Annotated in this window: 5 protein-coding genes; all 5 read left to right on the top strand. The window is 41.7% G+C overall.

The features are described from left to right. The first annotated feature begins 40 nt into the window (after positions 1–40). The 5 genes from AC3E9U_RS09885 (at position 41) to AC3E9U_RS09905 (ending at position 18,300) form a co-directional block, all read left to right on the top strand. Entirely contained in the window at positions 41–6,367 is a 6,327-nt protein-coding gene (locus AC3E9U_RS09885) for a T9SS type A sorting domain-containing protein (RefSeq protein ID WP_488746755.1), read from the top strand. Positions 6,368–6,548: 181 nt separating this feature from the next. Further along, a complete protein-coding gene (locus AC3E9U_RS09890) occupies positions 6,549–7,940 on the top strand; it encodes a Gfo/Idh/MocA family protein (RefSeq protein WP_488746756.1) in 1,392 nt (463 codons plus the stop codon). Then, the gene (locus tag AC3E9U_RS09895) at positions 7,927–8,847 is read left to right on the top strand and encodes a nucleotidyltransferase family protein (RefSeq protein WP_488746757.1); all 921 of its coding nucleotides are present in this window, start codon (positions 7,927–7,929) and stop codon (positions 8,845–8,847) included. The genes AC3E9U_RS09890 and AC3E9U_RS09895 overlap by 14 nt, the downstream gene beginning before the upstream one ends. Position 8,848: 1 nt before the next feature. Continuing rightward, positions 8,849–9,892, top strand: a complete 1,044-nt coding sequence (locus tag AC3E9U_RS09900; protein ID WP_488746758.1) for a phosphotransferase enzyme family protein — start codon at positions 8,849–8,851, stop codon at positions 9,890–9,892. Between the two features lie 470 nt (positions 9,893–10,362). Further along, positions 10,363–18,300 carry an Ig-like domain-containing protein gene (locus AC3E9U_RS09905; RefSeq protein ID WP_488746759.1) on the top strand — a complete coding sequence of 2,646 codons (7,938 nt, stop codon included), beginning with the start codon at positions 10,363–10,365 and terminating at the stop codon, positions 18,298–18,300. The last annotated feature ends 83 nt before the right edge of the window (positions 18,301–18,383 follow it).

Consider the following 18,383-nt stretch of genomic DNA (forward strand, 5'->3'; position numbering starts at 1 on the left):
TAATACATATATTTGGAGATTATTAACAAATCTTTATTATATGGTGAATTTTTACAATTCGAAAAATGTCGGAAGTAATTTCGATCCAGATTTTGAAGTTAATGCAAAAGACCGTTTTAGGTCGGCTTTCGCTTCTTTGTTTGGTAACTTAAAGAGCACGGTATTGATGATGTTTATGATGTTGGCTATAGGTCAGCTATCGTGGGCACAATCTACTGCCAATTATGCTTTTACAACGAATACGACTAGTTCGTTGGTTTTGGATGCTAATGGAAATGCCATTGACATGTCCTCGGGGACCACACAGCTGGTTGGTGCAGATTTGGATAATTCGTCCTCTTCAGTCACTAACATGGGGTTCAACTTTAACATGTATGGTAGTTCCTATACCCAATTTTCCGCCAGCAGCAATGGGGTGATCCAATTAGGGAGCAGTGCAGTCGGAACAGCTACCTATGTTTTATCCGGAGGAAGTACAACTACGCCCAGGATAGGTGCATTTGCAGCCGACTTAAGAACAGGAAGTAATGGAAAAGTACATTATAAGGTGGTAGGTACTGCACCTAACAGATGTTTGGTTGTGGAATTTAATAACATGTCATTGACGTATGTTGGTTCTCCGGGCTCTAATGATGGGACCTATCAGGTTAGGTTGTACGAAACTACAGGGGTAATTGAATATGTTTACGGATCTATGTATAAAAATGCAAGTACAATCGGGAGTGCTGCAATTTACTCCGGATTTTCCGTAGGAACAGTGGTGAATACTACTGCATCTATTACGACTTCTACAAATACGGTTAGTAATGGCGCTACATTCAATACGAATACTTATACAAATAGTGCTAATATACCAAATCTTCATTCAACAACTGACGGTTCGAGAAGGATGTATCGTTTTACGCCGTACTATGTTACTCCTGCGGACCCTACAAATTTAACATTTACGGCTGTCACGGCAACTACAATTACGCCTAATTGGGTGGATAGCAGTACGGATGAAACGTACTTTATTGTAACGCGGGCTACAGATGCAGCATTTTCGCAAAATGTCGTAACTGCAATAGTAAATTCTACTTCAATAGGTACTACGGGTACAGCATATAACTTGGCTCAGACCGGTTTATCTCCCGTAACAACTTACTATTATAAGATCCAATCTACCGCGGAAGCGGCTACGCCAAGTACAGGTATCACGGGTTCACAAGCAACATTGGCGGGTATAACCTATTATTGGGTTGGAACTACTGGAGGTACTCTTGGTACTGCAGCGAATTGGAATACGGCTGCCGATGGTACAGGTTCTACAAGAGTGACATCAGACACTTCTGATATTTTGATTGTGGATGGGGATGGGACCACACCGGGTGGAGCAACCACCATATCGGTGGATGTTGCTTCTTTTTCAATCGGACAATTTAAGGTAACCAATAATACAGCCTGTACATTGCAGTCTAGTGCAACCACTACACGAACAATCACTTTAATAGGTGGAACGGGCGATGATTTTCTTATTGAAGCAGGAAGTACTTTGATTTTAAATCATGCAGCAAATGCAGTTGCTTTTGCTTTTTCAGGGGCTGGAAATACGGGTCTGATAGCAGGGACTTATACTGCAGGCGGAAGTACTTCAAATAATATTGTGACTACCGGAGGTACGGGGACTGTTTTCACAGTATCTGCTACAGGTGTGATTACTAATGGTATTCTTGGAACCACAGGGTGTATTACAGGAAATGCGGCCTCTTTAGTATTTGCTAACGGAAGTAATTATACGCATTCGGGTTATACAACTACAAATGCATATATCCCAACGGCTACGTGGGGAGTATCGGCTACAGCTACTTTAACAGGTGGTACTACAGGAACAGGCGTAACGACCGGTTCAACGGTTTTGGGTAATATGGTGTATAATGGTGCGATGACAGCAGCATCTTCATTTGTGCTCTTTGCATCTGGAACGCCTACAATTCAAGGAAACCTTATCGTTAATAGTACGAATTATAATTTTGGAACAGATTCTGGACCTAAATTTAGACCTATCACGACCGGAACTTTGACCATTAACGGTAATTTGGTGATAAATGGCGGTTATGTTGAGGTTGCTACTACAGCTACTACGGGTGTTGTGATAGTAAATGGTGCAACTACCATAAATTCAGGTGGTGGTATGAATTTGAGTTTAGGAACACTTAGACAAAGAGGAGCTGTCCTTACTAATAATGGTAGTATGGGAGGTGGAAATGCTGCTGCAAAATTGATTTTTGATGGTAGTGTGCCGCAAACTTTAGCTGGTACAGGTGTTATGCTTAATGCTGGTAGCTTTTACAGTTTTACCTTAGAAAATCCAGCAGGTTTGACGATTACTCATACGAATCAGATACCCGTGTTGAATATAAGTTTAATTTCGGGGACTATTACTAATAGTAACAAACTTGCTATGGGTACTGGAGCAGCTGTGGCTGCAACTGCTCAAATAGGAAAAGCTGGCCTATTAACTCCGGGGGGAGCTTTTGATCAGTCTCCGGTTTGGAATCTTGGAACGGGAACCTATTCGTTGTCGTATCTGGGAGAAAGTGTGTCCCGTACTTCCGGATTTGAAGTACCGCCTACAAGAACGGTAACAAACATGACTGTTGCCAATTCGAACGGACTTACCCTAACAGGTGGTAATTTAGAAGTTGGATCAGCATTGACAATGACTTCGGGGATTATTACAACAAGTGCGGGTAATGTGTTGTCATTAGGTACAGCTGCTGCAGCGGGTACGTTGACAGGAGCTTCTGCAACGGCTTATGTGAACGGGCCATTTGCAAGAACAATTGCTTCAGGAAATGCAAATTCAAACTATATTTTATATCCGGTAGGAAAAACGGCTTATAATCCTGTTTCTTTAGCACCGGCTACTACAGCTGTAACTGTTATGAAAGCAGAAGCTTTTGATACAAATGCAGGGACAGTTGATGCTTCCATTGCGTCATTGTCTTCAAAAAGATGGGAAGCGCCGATAGTAAGCGGAACCGTTACAAATGTAAACGTGAGACTGGGAGATGCCGCAATTGCTGCATTAAACATACCGGTACAGGCGCCAAGCGCAGCCGGAATCTATACAAGTGCATTTGGTTCTACCGCTATTTATGCTGCAGGTACTCCAAATACCATCACTTCTAATTTGCCATTGGCTTCAGGAAGTTATACAGGTTATTTGGCTTATGCGGTTTCAAACGCTTGTTCGGGAACACCAGCTCCCGGAGCTACAACAGCTACTGCTATGACAGTTTGTTTAGGTGGTTCTACCACTTTAGGGATTACTACAATTCCTGCAGGTTCCGGAGTAACTTATCAATGGCAAAGTTCTCCAGATGGTGTAACCTATACTAATATTCCAACAGCAACTGCTACTACTTATGTGGCTACACCAACCGCTGTTACTTATTACCAATGTGTGGTTACTTGTAGCGCCGGTCCTGTTTCAGGAACTTCGACGCCGGTACAGATTACATTCACAAACAATATAACAGGTACTACTCCTGCAACAAGATGTGGAGCTGGAACTGTTAATTTAGCAGCGACTGCATCTTCGGGTACAATTAATTGGTATGATGCGGCTACCGGAGGAACGTTGCTAGCTACAGGTCCTACCTATACTACGCCTTCTATCGCGAGTACTACTACTTATTATGTTGGGGCTGAAAGTCCTACACCTGGAACAGCAACCATAGGCACGGCTACAACCTTGACAGGAGCAACAGCTCAGCCAACGGCATTTTGTAACAGATGGCCAAATTACTGGAGCCAAACGATTTATACAGCGGCGGAATTGACTGCTGCCGGCATCAAACCGGGTAATATTACCTCTATGGCTTACAATATCAGTACTTTGGGTGATGCTGCTACCAATGCGAATTTTACGATTAAGATCGGTACAACAGCTGGTGCTAATTTTGCAAATACTACATTCTTGTCTACCACCGCTTATACTACTGTTTACGGTCCGGCAACTTATACACATACGGCATCAGGATGGCAGACCATCACGTTTGCAACTCCTTTCGTATGGGATGGTGTTTCTAATATCGTGATCAATGTGACGCACGATGGTGCAGATAACATAAACAATTCTCAAACCTATTATACTGCCACAGCAGACAATAAAGTGCTTTGGGTAAACAGTTATACAGGAACAACGACTGCTGGGTCAACTTCAGTAAACAGACTTAATGTAATGTTTGGTGCTCAGGTGGCGTGTTCATCACCTAGAATCGCTGTTGCCGCTACGGTTTCAACACCTCCGACTTTTGCATTGAGTACGGGTACGACTGCAATTTGTGCAGGGGCTTCATCACCGGCAATTACGATTGCGACAGGAGCAGCAGATTATGATACTTATGTTTGGTCACCGGCCACTGGGGTTTCAGGTAATGCTGGTTCAGGATGGATTTTTAATCCGAGTGCAACTACAACCTATACTTTAACAGCTTCACAAAGTGCAGGTAGCTTATGTACGACTTCAGCGACTGTGACTGTGACTGTGAATCAGTTACCGGCTCTTGTTACTATTTCTCCTAGTCCTGCTACAGTTTGTCAGGGAGTAGTGCAGGCCTTGACTGCGACCGGAGGTACCACTGGAGGTTCAGGTTCTACAACGATTGGTTCCGATACAACGGTAACCACTCAAAACGGGATAGAACCGACAGCTTTCAATAACAGATACGAGCATTATTGGATGCAGATGGTATTTACTGCAGCAGAATTAAATGCAGCAGGTGTACAGGCAGGAAATATCAACGGTATTAAGTTTAATATTACTACAATTGGTTCTGCAACCACGGTTTCGGATTACAGAGTTTACATGGGTAGTACAGGTTTAAGTACGTTAACCGGTTATGTAACAGCAGGTATATCTGAAGTGTTTGCAGCAGCTACCTATACGCAACAATTAGGAGTTAACACTATCACGTTCAATACTCCGTATGTTTGGGATGGAACTTCAAACATTATTGTAGACGTTAGAAGTACGGGAGCTGATTCTACTAATAATTCAAGTACTTACTATACTGCAACACCGGATAATAAAACGGTAACATCGGTAACGTCGACAACATTTGCAAGTTCTAATGCTTATGTGGCATCTAATCCGACAGGAACTTTAAGTGTAAAGAGGTTAAACACTACGTTCGACTGGTCTAGTAGTGTTGTAAACCCAATAACGTGGTCACCAACTACCGATTTGTATACAGATGCTGCCGGAACTGTGCCTTATACAGGAACAAATGCTTCTACAGTTTATTTTAAATCGAACACGGCAGGTGCTACGTCATACACTGCAACAGCTACTGCAGCAACGACATGTACTAGTTCAGCTAACGTTAACGTTACGGTTACTCCTAATCGTACTGTGGTTTTAAGTTCAGCTGTGGGTACAAATGCGCAAACAATATGCTTCAATAGTGCTATTGTTAACATAGTTTACACGACAGGAAATGCAACTAATGCTACAGTAACTGGATTACCAGCCGGTGTAACCGGGTCTTATGCTGCGGGCGTATTTACCATAAGTGGTACTCCGACTGTTTCAGGTACTTTTAATTATACAGTTACTCCTGTGGGTTGTGGTACAGCTACAGCTACCGGTTCAATTGTGGTTAATCAGACGGCAGCTCCAACTGCTTCATCTCAGACTTTCTGTAACTCAGCGACCGTAGCCAATTTAGCAGCAACGGGAACAGCAGTTCAATGGTATGCAGGTCCAGTAGGTGGTCCGGCTTTAGTATCAACAGATGTTTTGGCTACAGGAACCTACTATGTGACGCAAACGATCTCAGGATGTGAAAGTCCGAGATTAGCAGTATCAGTGACTGTAAATGTTGTAGGCGCTCCAACAGGTGCTGCAACACAAACCATTTCTGTACCTGTTGCTTCAGATGCTACAATTGAGGATATCGTAGTTTCTGGATCAAATATTATCTGGTATCCGACGGCAGCAGATGCAGCAGCCGGAACTAATGCGATTGCAGCCGGAACACAATTAGTTAGCGGTTCTATTTACTATGCAACGCAAACTGTAGGAGGTTGTACAAGTTCTTCTTCCTTAGCTGTTACGGTTACTGTAACTTTAGGTGTTAAAGATTTTAGTTTAAATAACTTGAAATTATATCCAAATCCAGTGACTGATGTTTTAAATATTGAAAATGGACAAGCCATTTCCGGTATTGAGATCTACAGTGTTACGGGACAACTAGTTATGGTTAAAGTTGTAAATGCAGTTTCAACAACGATAGATATGTCAGGTTTAGCAGGTGGTGCTTATTTAATTAAAGTTACCGCTGACGATGCTGTTAAGACTGTAAAAGTGATTAAAAACTAAGAATTTAATTTCTTATACTACAAAAGGGCTGTCCGTAAAGACAGCCCTTTTTTTGTTGTATTAAAATAGTAATGTTGTTAACAATGTTGTTTTTGATAATGGCATTAAGTATAATTAATCACGCATTAGTCGAAATAATCGCCTAAAAAGCAGTATTTTAGTGAAGCTAAATCAGTCTGCTATGAATCAGAATTCCAATCGTCGTGATTTTATAAAAACAACAGCACTTGCGGGCTTCGGGGCTTTGATCCTGCCCAATTCCCTGTTTGCTTCGGATGAAAAAATCAGTAAGAAAGTCCGCTTGGGATTTATAGCAACCGGTCTCCGTGGTCAGGCGCACATGCAGGAAATGCTAAAACGCGACGACGTGGAAATCGTGGCGATTGCCGATCCGGATAAAGCGATGTTGGAAATGGCGCAAAAACTGGTCGCGAAATACAACAAAAAAGCACCTAAAGAATTCCCTAACGGCAATTACGATTACCGCAATCTGCTGAAAGATAAAAATATTGATGCTGTCATTATTTCCTCGCCTTGGGAGTGGCATAAAGAGCAGGGTATTGATGCCATGAGAGCTGGGAAGATTGTTGGAATGGAGGTCTGTGGCGCAATGAAATTGTCCGATTGTTGGGATTATGTAAAAGCATACGAAGAAACCAAAGTGCCCATAATGATGCTGGAAAATGTCTGTTACCGTCGTGATGTAATGGCGGTGCTGAACATGGTACGCAAAGGAATGTTTGGCGAATTGATTCATGGTCAGGGAGGATACGAGCATGATTTGCGGGGCGTCTTATTTAACGACGGGAAAACTGCGTATCATTCAGGTGTAGAGTTTGGCGAAAAAGGATATAGCGAAGCCAAATGGAGAACTAATCATTACGTAAACAGAAACGGCGAACTCTATCCGACGCACGGCTTAGGTCCCGTGGCTGTAATGTTTGATATCAACAGAGGTAACCGATTGCTAAGATTGTCTTCGTTTTCAAGTAAGGCAAGAGGACTGAATAAATACATAAGCGAACATCCGCAAGGAGGTAAGGACCATCCGAATGCCAAAGTGAAATTCAAACAAGGCGATATTGTTACCACTCAGATACAATGCGCTAATGGGGAGACTATTTTGCTGACCCATGATACCAGTCTGCAACGGCCTTATAATTTAGGGTTCCGTGTGCAGGGAACAGAAGGTTTGTGGCAGGATTTCGGGGCCGGCGAACTGAACAAAGGCTTTATTTATTTTGAGAAGGCCATGAAGAAATCCCATGAATGGGAGACTACTGAAAAATGGCTTACGGAAAACGATCATCCGCTTTGGAAACGTTATTCAAAAGATGCAGAAAATTCAGGGCATGGCGGAATGGATTTCTTCGTCGATAATACCTTTATCGAATGCATAAAACGAAATGTGGAATTCCCGTTGGATGTGTATGATCTGGCTACCTGGTATTCCATTACGCCTTTGAGTGAAATGTCTGTTCAGAACAACGGCGCAGTTCAGGAAATACCTGATTTTACAAAAGGCGCCTGGGAAACGCGTAAACCTGTTTTTGGCTTTGATGGAGCATTCTGAATCTCATAAGACCATTGTCATTCTGGCCGGAGGATTAGGTTCCCGATATCAGGGCCTGAAACAAACCGATGCTTTGCTGCCTGCCGGTGAAACCTTGCTTGAGTTTTCGATCTTCGATGCTATTGAAGCCGGATTTGACAAATTTGTTTTAATCGTGAATCCGAATATTTCTAGGGAGTATATCGAACGGTTGGAACAAATTGGGACAAAAAAGGAGGTTGAAATGCATTTTGTTCATCAGGAAATGAATGGGTTTTTACCGGATGAATTCGTTGCTGCTGCAAAGGAGCGAAGCAAACCTTGGGGAACGGGGCACGCAATTTTGACCGCCAGATCCGTAGTGAATGAGCCTTTTGTGGTAATTAATGCGGATGATTTTTACGGACGTGAATCGTATTTTGAAATCCAGGAGTCGATTAACGCTGATGTGATAAAAGAAGATCAGTATGAAATGATCGGTTTCCCTGTAAATACTACTTTGAGTGATAACGGCCCGGTTTCCCGTGGAGTTTGTACGTTGGATGACCAATGCCATTTGGTTGCCGTTGTCGAACATACGCATATCGCAAGAGAAGATTCCGCAATAGTGTCGGAAACGCCGCAAGGAAGTGTGGTATTGGCAGAAAACACCTTGGTTTCCATGAATTTTTGGTGTTTTCATCCGTCCGTTTTTGATTTTCTGCAGACCGGATTTTTGCGTTTTCTTCAAAAGGGAGATCTCTCAAAGGCTGAATTTTATATTCCGACCGTAATTCAGCAGTTAATAGACGATCAGTCAATAAGAGTTACGGTTCATCAATCCGAATCAGAGTGGATGGGATTGACCTATCCTGAAGACAAGGAGGTTCTACAGGCGTTTCTTCTAAGTGAAATAAAAAAAAGCAAGTATCCGAAATCGCTTTGGTAATATGGAAAACCTTCAGCAAATCGCCGCGAAATTCCTTTCGGTCCCTTTGGAAGCTATTGAGATTTCCGAAATAGAAGTCGGACTGATCAATGCAACCTATCTTGTTACGGATTTACATACGAATCAGGATTATATTCTTCAAAAAATAAATACAGCCGTCTTTCCGGATGCGACGGTTTTGTCGCATAATACCGCAAGTGTAATAGATTTTTTGCAGCAATCGGACTATCCGTTAGAAGTCAGTTCGATACTAACCACAAAAGAAGAAGAAGAGGTGTTAATTTTTGATGAAGAAGGTTCTCCATGGAGAATGTTTACCTATATAAAGAACAGTGTGACTTTGGACAAAGCCGGTACTCCCGCTTTTGCATTTGAAGCAGCTAAAGCTTTCAGTCGGTTTTATAAAGCAGTGAACACTGATTCGTTAAAAATTAAACTTCAGCCGGTGTTGCCGGATTTTATAAATTTCGAGAAACGGATTCTTGATTACAAAGGTGCTCTTGAGCGTGCATCGGAGGAACGAAGAACGGCTGCGGCTTCCGTCATACAGTTTGTTAATGAGCATCTTGGATTGCCCAATGCTTGGATAGCGTTACAGCAAAATCAGCAGTTTCCCAAAAGAATCATTCACGCCGATCCGAAAATAAGCAACGTTCTTTTTCATGAGACTACACATAAAGCTATTGCGGTTATTGATCTGGATACCGTTATGGAAGGGACATTGCTGTATGATTTTGGAGATATGATCCGATCCTATACCAATTTGGCGGATGAAAGTGCAATCTCTGAAAGTTGCAATTTTGATCCTGAACTGTTTATGGCTACCAAAAAAGGGTTTCTGTATTTTTTGGATAATGTCCTTACACCTATAGAAAAAGAAAATTTAGATTATGCGGCTAAAGTGGTCGTGTTTATTCAGGCAATCCGTTTTTTGACCGACTACTTAAACGGAGATACCTACTATCAAATTTCTTACAAAGATCATAATCTCTACCGTGCCGTCAATCAGATTAATCTGCTGCGGGGAATTATGGCTTTCTGCTGATTGTTTTTCTTTATACGAATTCGAATCTAATCGAATGTGTCTTATTTTAAGGATCGCTTTTTTTCAAAAGAAGCTGTTTTTTATTGATTTAGATAAGGTTGTGTCTTGACTGTTGGCTATTATTTTGAAAATAAATCGCGTAGTGGTTAAAACATTAAAAATAATTGAGAAGTAGTTTTTTAATTTGGGTTAAAAAGGGGCTGTCTGAAAAGACGGCTTTTTTTATTTCTGTTGTTTTTAAAATTTGGTTTTATAATGGTATTCTCAGTGATGGTGATAGGTTTTTGATGTTTTGATATCAAATGAAGGCTTTTTGTTTTTCATTGTTTTTTATGTTGTTAAAAAATAATGGGTTTTTTAAAATATTGTTATTACTGGGATACAATGTTTGTTTTGAGGGAAATAAAATTTTTTACAAGGTTAATTCTGTGTAGATTCGTGACCAACTATTAATAAAAAAATTTTAATTTATGAAGAAAAAATACATTAAAGGGCTGGATGAGCCATCATCCGGGCTTCTGATGAAGATGCAAAAGCTGCTCGTGCTGCTTTTGTTCGTTTTTTTTGGAGTTTCAAATGTTCGGGGACAGGTTACGGTTTCTGGCGCAGTGACTGGTGACGGACCTTATACTACTTTGGGTGCCGCGTTCACAGCTATTGGAACTTTGCAAACCGGAGCGAATATCAATATTGCTATTTCCGGGAATACGACCGAAACTGCAGTTGCTTCACTTGGAGCAGGGGATTGGTCGTCCTTAACGATTAGTCCAACCGGTGGGTCATGGACTATTTCCGGTAACTTGGCTTCTGAGCTGATTCGGTTCAACGGGGCAGACAATGTCGCCATTAACGGATTGAATTCAGGTGGAAATGCATTGACAATTTCCAATACAAGTACGGCTGCTACCGCCAATACCTCTACCATTGCGTTCATGGCGGATGCAACCAATAATACAATAACCAATTGTTCCATATTGGGTTCAAGTACAACTAATACTGGAACCGCTGGGGGGGTTGTTTATTTTGGTGCCGGAACTACCACAGGTAATGATGGGAACACAATTTCATACTGCAACATTGGTCCGGCAGGAGCAAATCTTCCTGTGAAACTGATTTATTCATCTGGTTTAACTACCAGTGAAGCGGCTTGTAACAGTGAGATAACAATCAGTGATTGTAATTTGTACGATTTTTTTATAGCAACTAACTATAGTGCGGCGATTTATGCTACGACGGGAAGTTCTGCATGGAATATTACAAACAATAAAATTTACCAAACGGGTGCGCGCTCGTTTACGTCTGGTTATACAATGTATGGTATTTATTTTGTAAATGGTACTTATGGTAATAATCTACGTATCACCGGGAATACCATTGGATATGCAAATAGTGCAGGGAGTGGAACTTTGTCAATTACTCCTGGGGGTGTAGCAGCTGCTTTTAGCGGTATTACTTTTGCTACGTCTTCGACTGCGTCCGGTCCAACATATATTAGTGGCAATACGATTTCTAACATAGCTGTAACAACTACGACAAGTGGAGCTAATTATGGAATTAACAGTAGTACGGGAGCATCTTCCAATACAGTTAATATTGAAGATAATGTAATCAGCAATTTTACTGTTGGTGCCAGTACGGGTAATTTTTATGGTATTTTAGCAGGAGCTGCTACCACACTTAACTGTAACAGAAACAGAATTGATAATCTTTCGAGATCTGGTAACGGAATTTTTTATGGTATCAATTATGGTGCGGCAACGAATGTGACGGTTAATGCTAATGCAATTACAAATTTATCTTCAACTAGTACTAATAATGCATCAGCCTTTGCGGGGATTTATTCGTCGACTACCTCTATGACAGAGACAGTGACCAATAATACGGTTACAGGTTTGACTTCTTCTACAACAGGAACAACTGTTCAGACGATACATGGTATTAAAACAGGAACGGGTACTGCAAATAAGACTATTCAAAATAATATTGTGAGTAATATCACTGTTCCGGCGTCGTCAACAGGGATTACTATTCACGGAATCCAAATGGCTAACGCGGGTGCTCTTAATACTATTTCAGGGAATACAATCAGTACAATTGCCGGGCCGAATAAAGGAGGTGGCAGTGGAATCAACGGGATTAGTTTGTCAGCAGGGACGACTAATAATGTTTACAATAACAAAGTATATGGATTAAATGGTCCAGGAGCTGCATCTGGTGTAATTGGTTTTGCTATTACAGGTGGTGGAACCTATAATATTTATAATAATATTATAGGTGATTTGACTGCGCCAATAGCGACTGACGGTGGAGGCGAACCTCATATAGTAATTGGTATTAATTCGTGGGGGATGCCTATGAATCTTTACAATAATACCATTGTGTTGAACGGTTCAAATTCAGGAACTAATTTCGGGTCGAGTGTATTATATACTGCTGGTCCGCTAACATTGCGAAACAATATCATGATCAATAATTTGCCGTCCAGAGGTACAGGAGTGTCCGTGGTATTGAGACTGGCAGGTGGTATATCGCCTTATGATGCAACATCTAATAATAATTTATTCGCAGGTACTAATATTCATACAAAAACAGGTGTGACGGATTTAGATGCAACATTGGCTGCATTTAAAACCAGAGCTACAGGTCGTGATACTTTCTCGGTGACAGAGACCCCTACTTTTGTAAGTACATTAGGTTCTGATGCAACTTATTTACACATCAATACTACTGTGCCTACACAAATTGAAAGCGGTGGTGCTCCGATTGCTATGGTAACTGATGATTTTGATGGGAATGCCAGAAATGCAACTACTCCGGATATCGGAGCTGACGAGTTTGCTGGGGTAGTCCTTGATTTGACAGGGCCTGCAATTACGCATACTCCGGATACATCATGTGCTCCAGGGACAAGAATCATTTCGGCAACTTTCACAGATGCATCGGGCGTGCCTACTACAGGTGCCGGCCTACCGGTAGCTTATTGGAGAATAAATTCAGGAGCTTATACTGCTGCGATAGGTACGTATAATGCCGGGACGGGTGCTTACGATTTTACCATTGGTACAGGAAGTGTTGCAGGTGATGGTGTTTATTACTATTTTGTTGCGCAGGACAATGTTGCCACTCCAAATGTGTCAGTATATCCTTCTCTTGGAGCAGCAGGATTCAATGTGAACCCTCCTATGGCAGCGACAGCGCCAACAGCGCCAATAAGCCTAAAGACTCCTATGACTGGTGTTTATACAGTAGGGACAGGGGGAAATTATCCAACATTAACGGCGGCAGTATCAGACTATAATGTAAGATGTCTGCAAGGACCAATAACTTTTTCGTTGCTTGATACAACGTATGCTTCTGAAACGTATCCGATTATCATCCAGCAAAATGCTGATGCCAGTACGGTTAATACCCTTACTGTTAAACCTGCATCAGGGGTTGCGGCAACAATTTCAGGGAACGTGGCTTCTGAGTTGATTCAATTCAATGGTGCGGACTATGTCACTATTAATGGATTGAATACAGGTGCAAGCTCACTGACTATTACAAATACGAATGCAACCGCAACTGCAGGTACTATTAAATTCCTGGCGGATGCAACAAATAATACTATCACGAATTGTTCGGTGTTGGGTTCAACGACTGTGGCCAATACTGTTGCCGGAGGTGTGATTTTCTTTGGAACAGGTACTTCTACCGGAAATGACGCAAATACAATTTCGTATTGTAATGTCGGTCCTGCCGGAGCAAGTCTTCCGTCTAAATTAATTGGAAGCATCGGTTCGACTACAACTACAGCGATGGCAAACAGCGGGATAACAATTACTAATTGTAATTTGTACGATTACTTTATGTCTTCCGGATGTTCTGCGATTTATGCAGCGGCAGGAAATACAGATTGGATCATAACAAACAACAAAATGTATCAAACGGCGACTCGTACGTTTACGGGTGCCGGGATTTTGTATGGTATTGCTTTTAGCAATTCAGCTGGTGATAATGCACAGATTACGGGAAATACTATAGGTTATGCTAACAATGCCGGAACTGGAAATCTGGTTTTGGCTGGATCCGGTGTTGCAGGAGAATTTCAGGGGATTTACTTTAACTGCTCTCCTTCGGCTGCCACTGCGTCTAATATAAATAACAATACGTTTGCAAATATTTCATTAGCGTCCAGTACAGGAAGATTTTTTGGTATTTACAATGGTTCAGGAGCGGCTTCAAATACAATCAATATAAATAGTAACGTTGTTAGGAATATAGTAACTACGACTACTACCGGTATTGTTAATCCGATTTATGCGGGACAGGCAGCTACATTAAATTGTAATAGTAATACAATTGATACGGTTTCCAGAACTGGTACTGGAAGTTTCTATGGTATTAACTACGCTCAGTGTACAAACGCTACGTTTGATTTGAATGTCATTACTAATTTAAGTTCGACATCTGCAACAGGAACAACTACTTTTGCCGGTTTTTATGCTAGTTCAGCTTCTGCAACAGAGACATTTACAAATAATACAATCAGTTATTTGTCATCGTCGTCTGCTAATGCTATTCCAATTAATGGTATTTGGAATAATATATCTGTAAGTACAGGGGACAGGACATTCCGTAATAACACTATAAGTGATTTTTCGCTTCCGGCGACAAGCACAGGTGAGATGTACGGAATCAGAATGCCGTATAGTGGTGCTTTAAATGAGATTTCCGGTAATACTATTTATTCATTTACAGGGGGAGTTAAAATTCAGGCCATTGCTATAGGCGGAGGTACAACTAACAATATATTCAAAAACAAAATCTACGGATTAAGTACTGCTTCGGCTGCTTCAGTTTCTTTAAATGGTATGTATTTTGCTGGTGGAACGACTAATAATGCCTATAATAATATTATAGGAAATATAACTGCTCCAGCTACAAATTTTGCAACAACACCAACTCAGGTGAATGGTATAACTGTAGCGTCTCCAACTCCAACTTTGAATTTGTATAACAATACAATTGTACTTAGTGGGACAAGTTCCGGAGCTAATTTCGGAGCAAGTGTCATCAATAGCGGAACAACTCCTGTGTTAGTTATTCGTAACAATGTTTTTGTAAATAACTGTGTTGCTACCGGTACGGGGGTGGCAGCTGTGATAAGAAGAGGTGGTCTTACAGGTTATGACCCGACATCAAACAACAATCTTTTTTATGCCCCTGTTTATTATACGGATGCCGCAGGAGCTAACGATTTGCTTTTGGATACTTTTAAAACCAGATTAGCAGGTGCAGAAGGTCTTTCTGTGAGTGAGAATCCGAATTTCTTAAGCACTGTAGGTTCAGATCCGAATTATCTGCACATTAATCCTGCAATTCCTACGCAAATTGAAAGTGGCGGAGCAAACATTGCTTCTGTTTTAACCGATTTTGACGGAAATGCAAGAAATGCAACTACACCGGATTTAGGTGCTGATGAATTTGCGGGAACACCTCTTACAGCGGTGGTTATCAATGCTATTGGGATTACTCCTTCTGGTAATCAATGTGCTGCAGTAAACAAAACTGTTACAGCGGACATCACTGCAGGAGGGAATGCGATCACTTCGGTTGTATTGAAATATTATTTTAATGGAGTAGCTCAAACGCCTATTACAATGACGGGCGGAACACTAACGGCAGGAGCAACATCTGTTTTCACGGCAACTATTCCTGCAATAGCTAATGTGAATGTTACTTGGGAGGTATATGCAACCGATGCGGTAACGACTAAATTAAAAGTGGGGACTGCATATAAAGATGCGCCTTTATTTGGTCTGGTTGGCGCTGCTTCGGCTTCTTTAAATACCCTTTGTCCAGGAGGTACTTCTGTTTTATCTGCAAGTATAGTACCTCAAACAACACCATACAGTAATTCTTTTGAAACTGGGATAACTGATTTTACAGGAAGTGCTGTAACAGGTACGGTTAGTTTTACGCAGTCGAACACATACGCATCTAACGGAACGGCTTCGATGCTTTTAAAAACGTCAACAGTCGCTACTTCCGATGTAAATGCAAGTTCGGCGGCTAATATTGATTTAAGCGCATTGCCACAGGCTTATCTGACGTTTTCTCATATTGCCGGAATGGAAGGCTCAACAACAGCAACTGATTTTGGCTATGTTCAGTATTCGGCAGATGGAGGAACTACGTGGACTACATTCCCTACATCAAGCTACCAGGGAACGGGGACATTGTTTAATTCAGCAGTAAGTTTTTCGGCAAAAAGTTATGCTAACTGGACTTCTACATTTACTGCAGTAGGGTCATCACCAAACAATGCTTTGTGGCAGAATGAAACCATTGCGATTCCGACAGCGGCCTTAACATCGCAATTCAGAATTCGTTTCAGATATACAACAAACGCAACTAATAGTTATTATGGTTGGTTGATTGATAATGTGAAAGTTGTTTCAGGAATACCATCGGCTATAACGAATTACTCTTGGTCAGACGGAACTGCGGTAGTGGGAACAGGGAACAATCTTTCTGTATCGCCAGCGGCAACTACAACCTATACGGCTACTTTAACTTCAGCGGGAGGATGTACGGTAACTACGGCTCCAATAACTGTAAACGTAAATACAACACCTCAGCCGGGGGCTTCTGCACATACTTTCTGTAGTACCGCAACAGTTGCGAATTTAACGGCAACAGGATCAGGAATCCAATGGTATGCTGCAGCAACGGGTGGTTCGGCTATGTTACCAACAGATGCTTTATCAAACGGGACTTACTATGCTACTCAAACTATTTCAGGATGCGAAAGTCCGAGATTAGGAGTTCCTGTAACTATTATTACTGCAGCTCAACCGACTGCTTCAGCACAAACGTTCTGTAATGCTGCAACAGTAGCAAACTTGATGGCAACGGGAACCGGAATTCAGTGGTATGCTGGTGCAACAGGAGGTTCAGCTTTATTGTCGACAGATGCATTATCTACAAATACATATTACGTTACTCAAACGATTTCAGGATGTGAGAGTCCGAGGATGGCTGTTTCTGTAACGGTTAATACGACGGCACAGCCAACGGCTTCAGCACAATCATTCTGTACTGCTGCAACTGTTGCAAATTTAACAGCAACAGGAACAGGAATTCAGTGGTATGCCGGTTCAACAGGTGGTTCGGCTTTATTGTCGACAGATGCATTATCTACAAACACGTATTATGTTACTCAAACGATTTCAGGATGTGAGAGCCCAAGATTGCCGGTTTCGGTAACTATTGGTGCAATTCCACAGCCTACAGCTTCGGCGCAGACTTTCTGTAACAGTGCTACCGTAGCTAATTTAACCGCAACAGGAACAGCCGTTCAGTGGTATGCAGGTTCAACAGGTGGTTCGGCTTTAGCTTCTACAGATGTTTTGGCAACAGGAACTTATTATGTAACGCAAACGATGACAGGATGTGAGAGTCCGAGATTGCCGGTTTCTGTAACAGTAAACACTACTGCTCAGCCAACCGCTTCTGCTCAAACGTTATGTAACGGTGCCACGGTTGCGAATTTGACAGCAACGGGAACTGGAGTTCAATGGTATGCTGGTTCAACGGGCGGTTCGGCTTTGTTGTCAACCGATGTTTTATCAAACGGAACGTATTATGCGACACAAACTATCTCAGGATGTGAGAGTCCAAGATTAGCAGTTTCTGTAACAGTAAATACAACGGCTCAGCCGACAGCTTCTGCACAGACTTTCTGTAATGGAGCGACAGTTTCAAATTTAACTGCTACAGGTACCGGAATTCAGTGGTACGCTGGCGCAACAGGGGGATCGGCATTGGCATCAACTACTGCTCTATCTTCAGGGAACTATTATGTAACTCAAACGATTTCAGGATGTGAGAGCCCGAGATTGGTTGTTTCCGTAACCGTAAATGTGGTAGGGGCGCCAACAGGTTCCTCAACTCAAACAATTTCGGTTGCTTCTCCTTCTGATGCTACTATTGAAGATTTGGTAGCGAGCGGATCTAATATTATCTGGTACCCAACATCAGCCGATGCATTAGCAGGAACGAATGCAATTCCTGCCGGCACTCAGTTGGTAAGCGGAACTGTGTACTATGCGATGCAGACTGTAGGAGGTTGTAGAAGTACTTCTTATTTAGCGGTTACGGTTACTGTTACTTTGGGTGTAAAAGATTTTGCTTTGAGTAATTTAAAATTATATCCGAACCCGGTTACTGATATTTTGAATATTGAAAATACGCAAACTATTTCTAATGTAGAGGTGTTTAGCGTTACAGGGCAAAGAGTTATGGTTAAAGCTATAAACGCAATGTCGGCTTCAATCGATATGTCATCTTTGGCTGGAGGGACATACTTAGTTAAGGTTGTTGCAGATGATGCCGTTAAGGCGATTAAAGTGATTAAAAAATAATTACGTCTTACTATCTGCCTATTTTAAGAACCGTCTGAAGCTTCAGACGGTTCTTTTTTTATAAGTATATTTTTTTAGGTGAC

The organism is Flavobacterium sp. 21.1 (genome assembly GCF_057801535.1).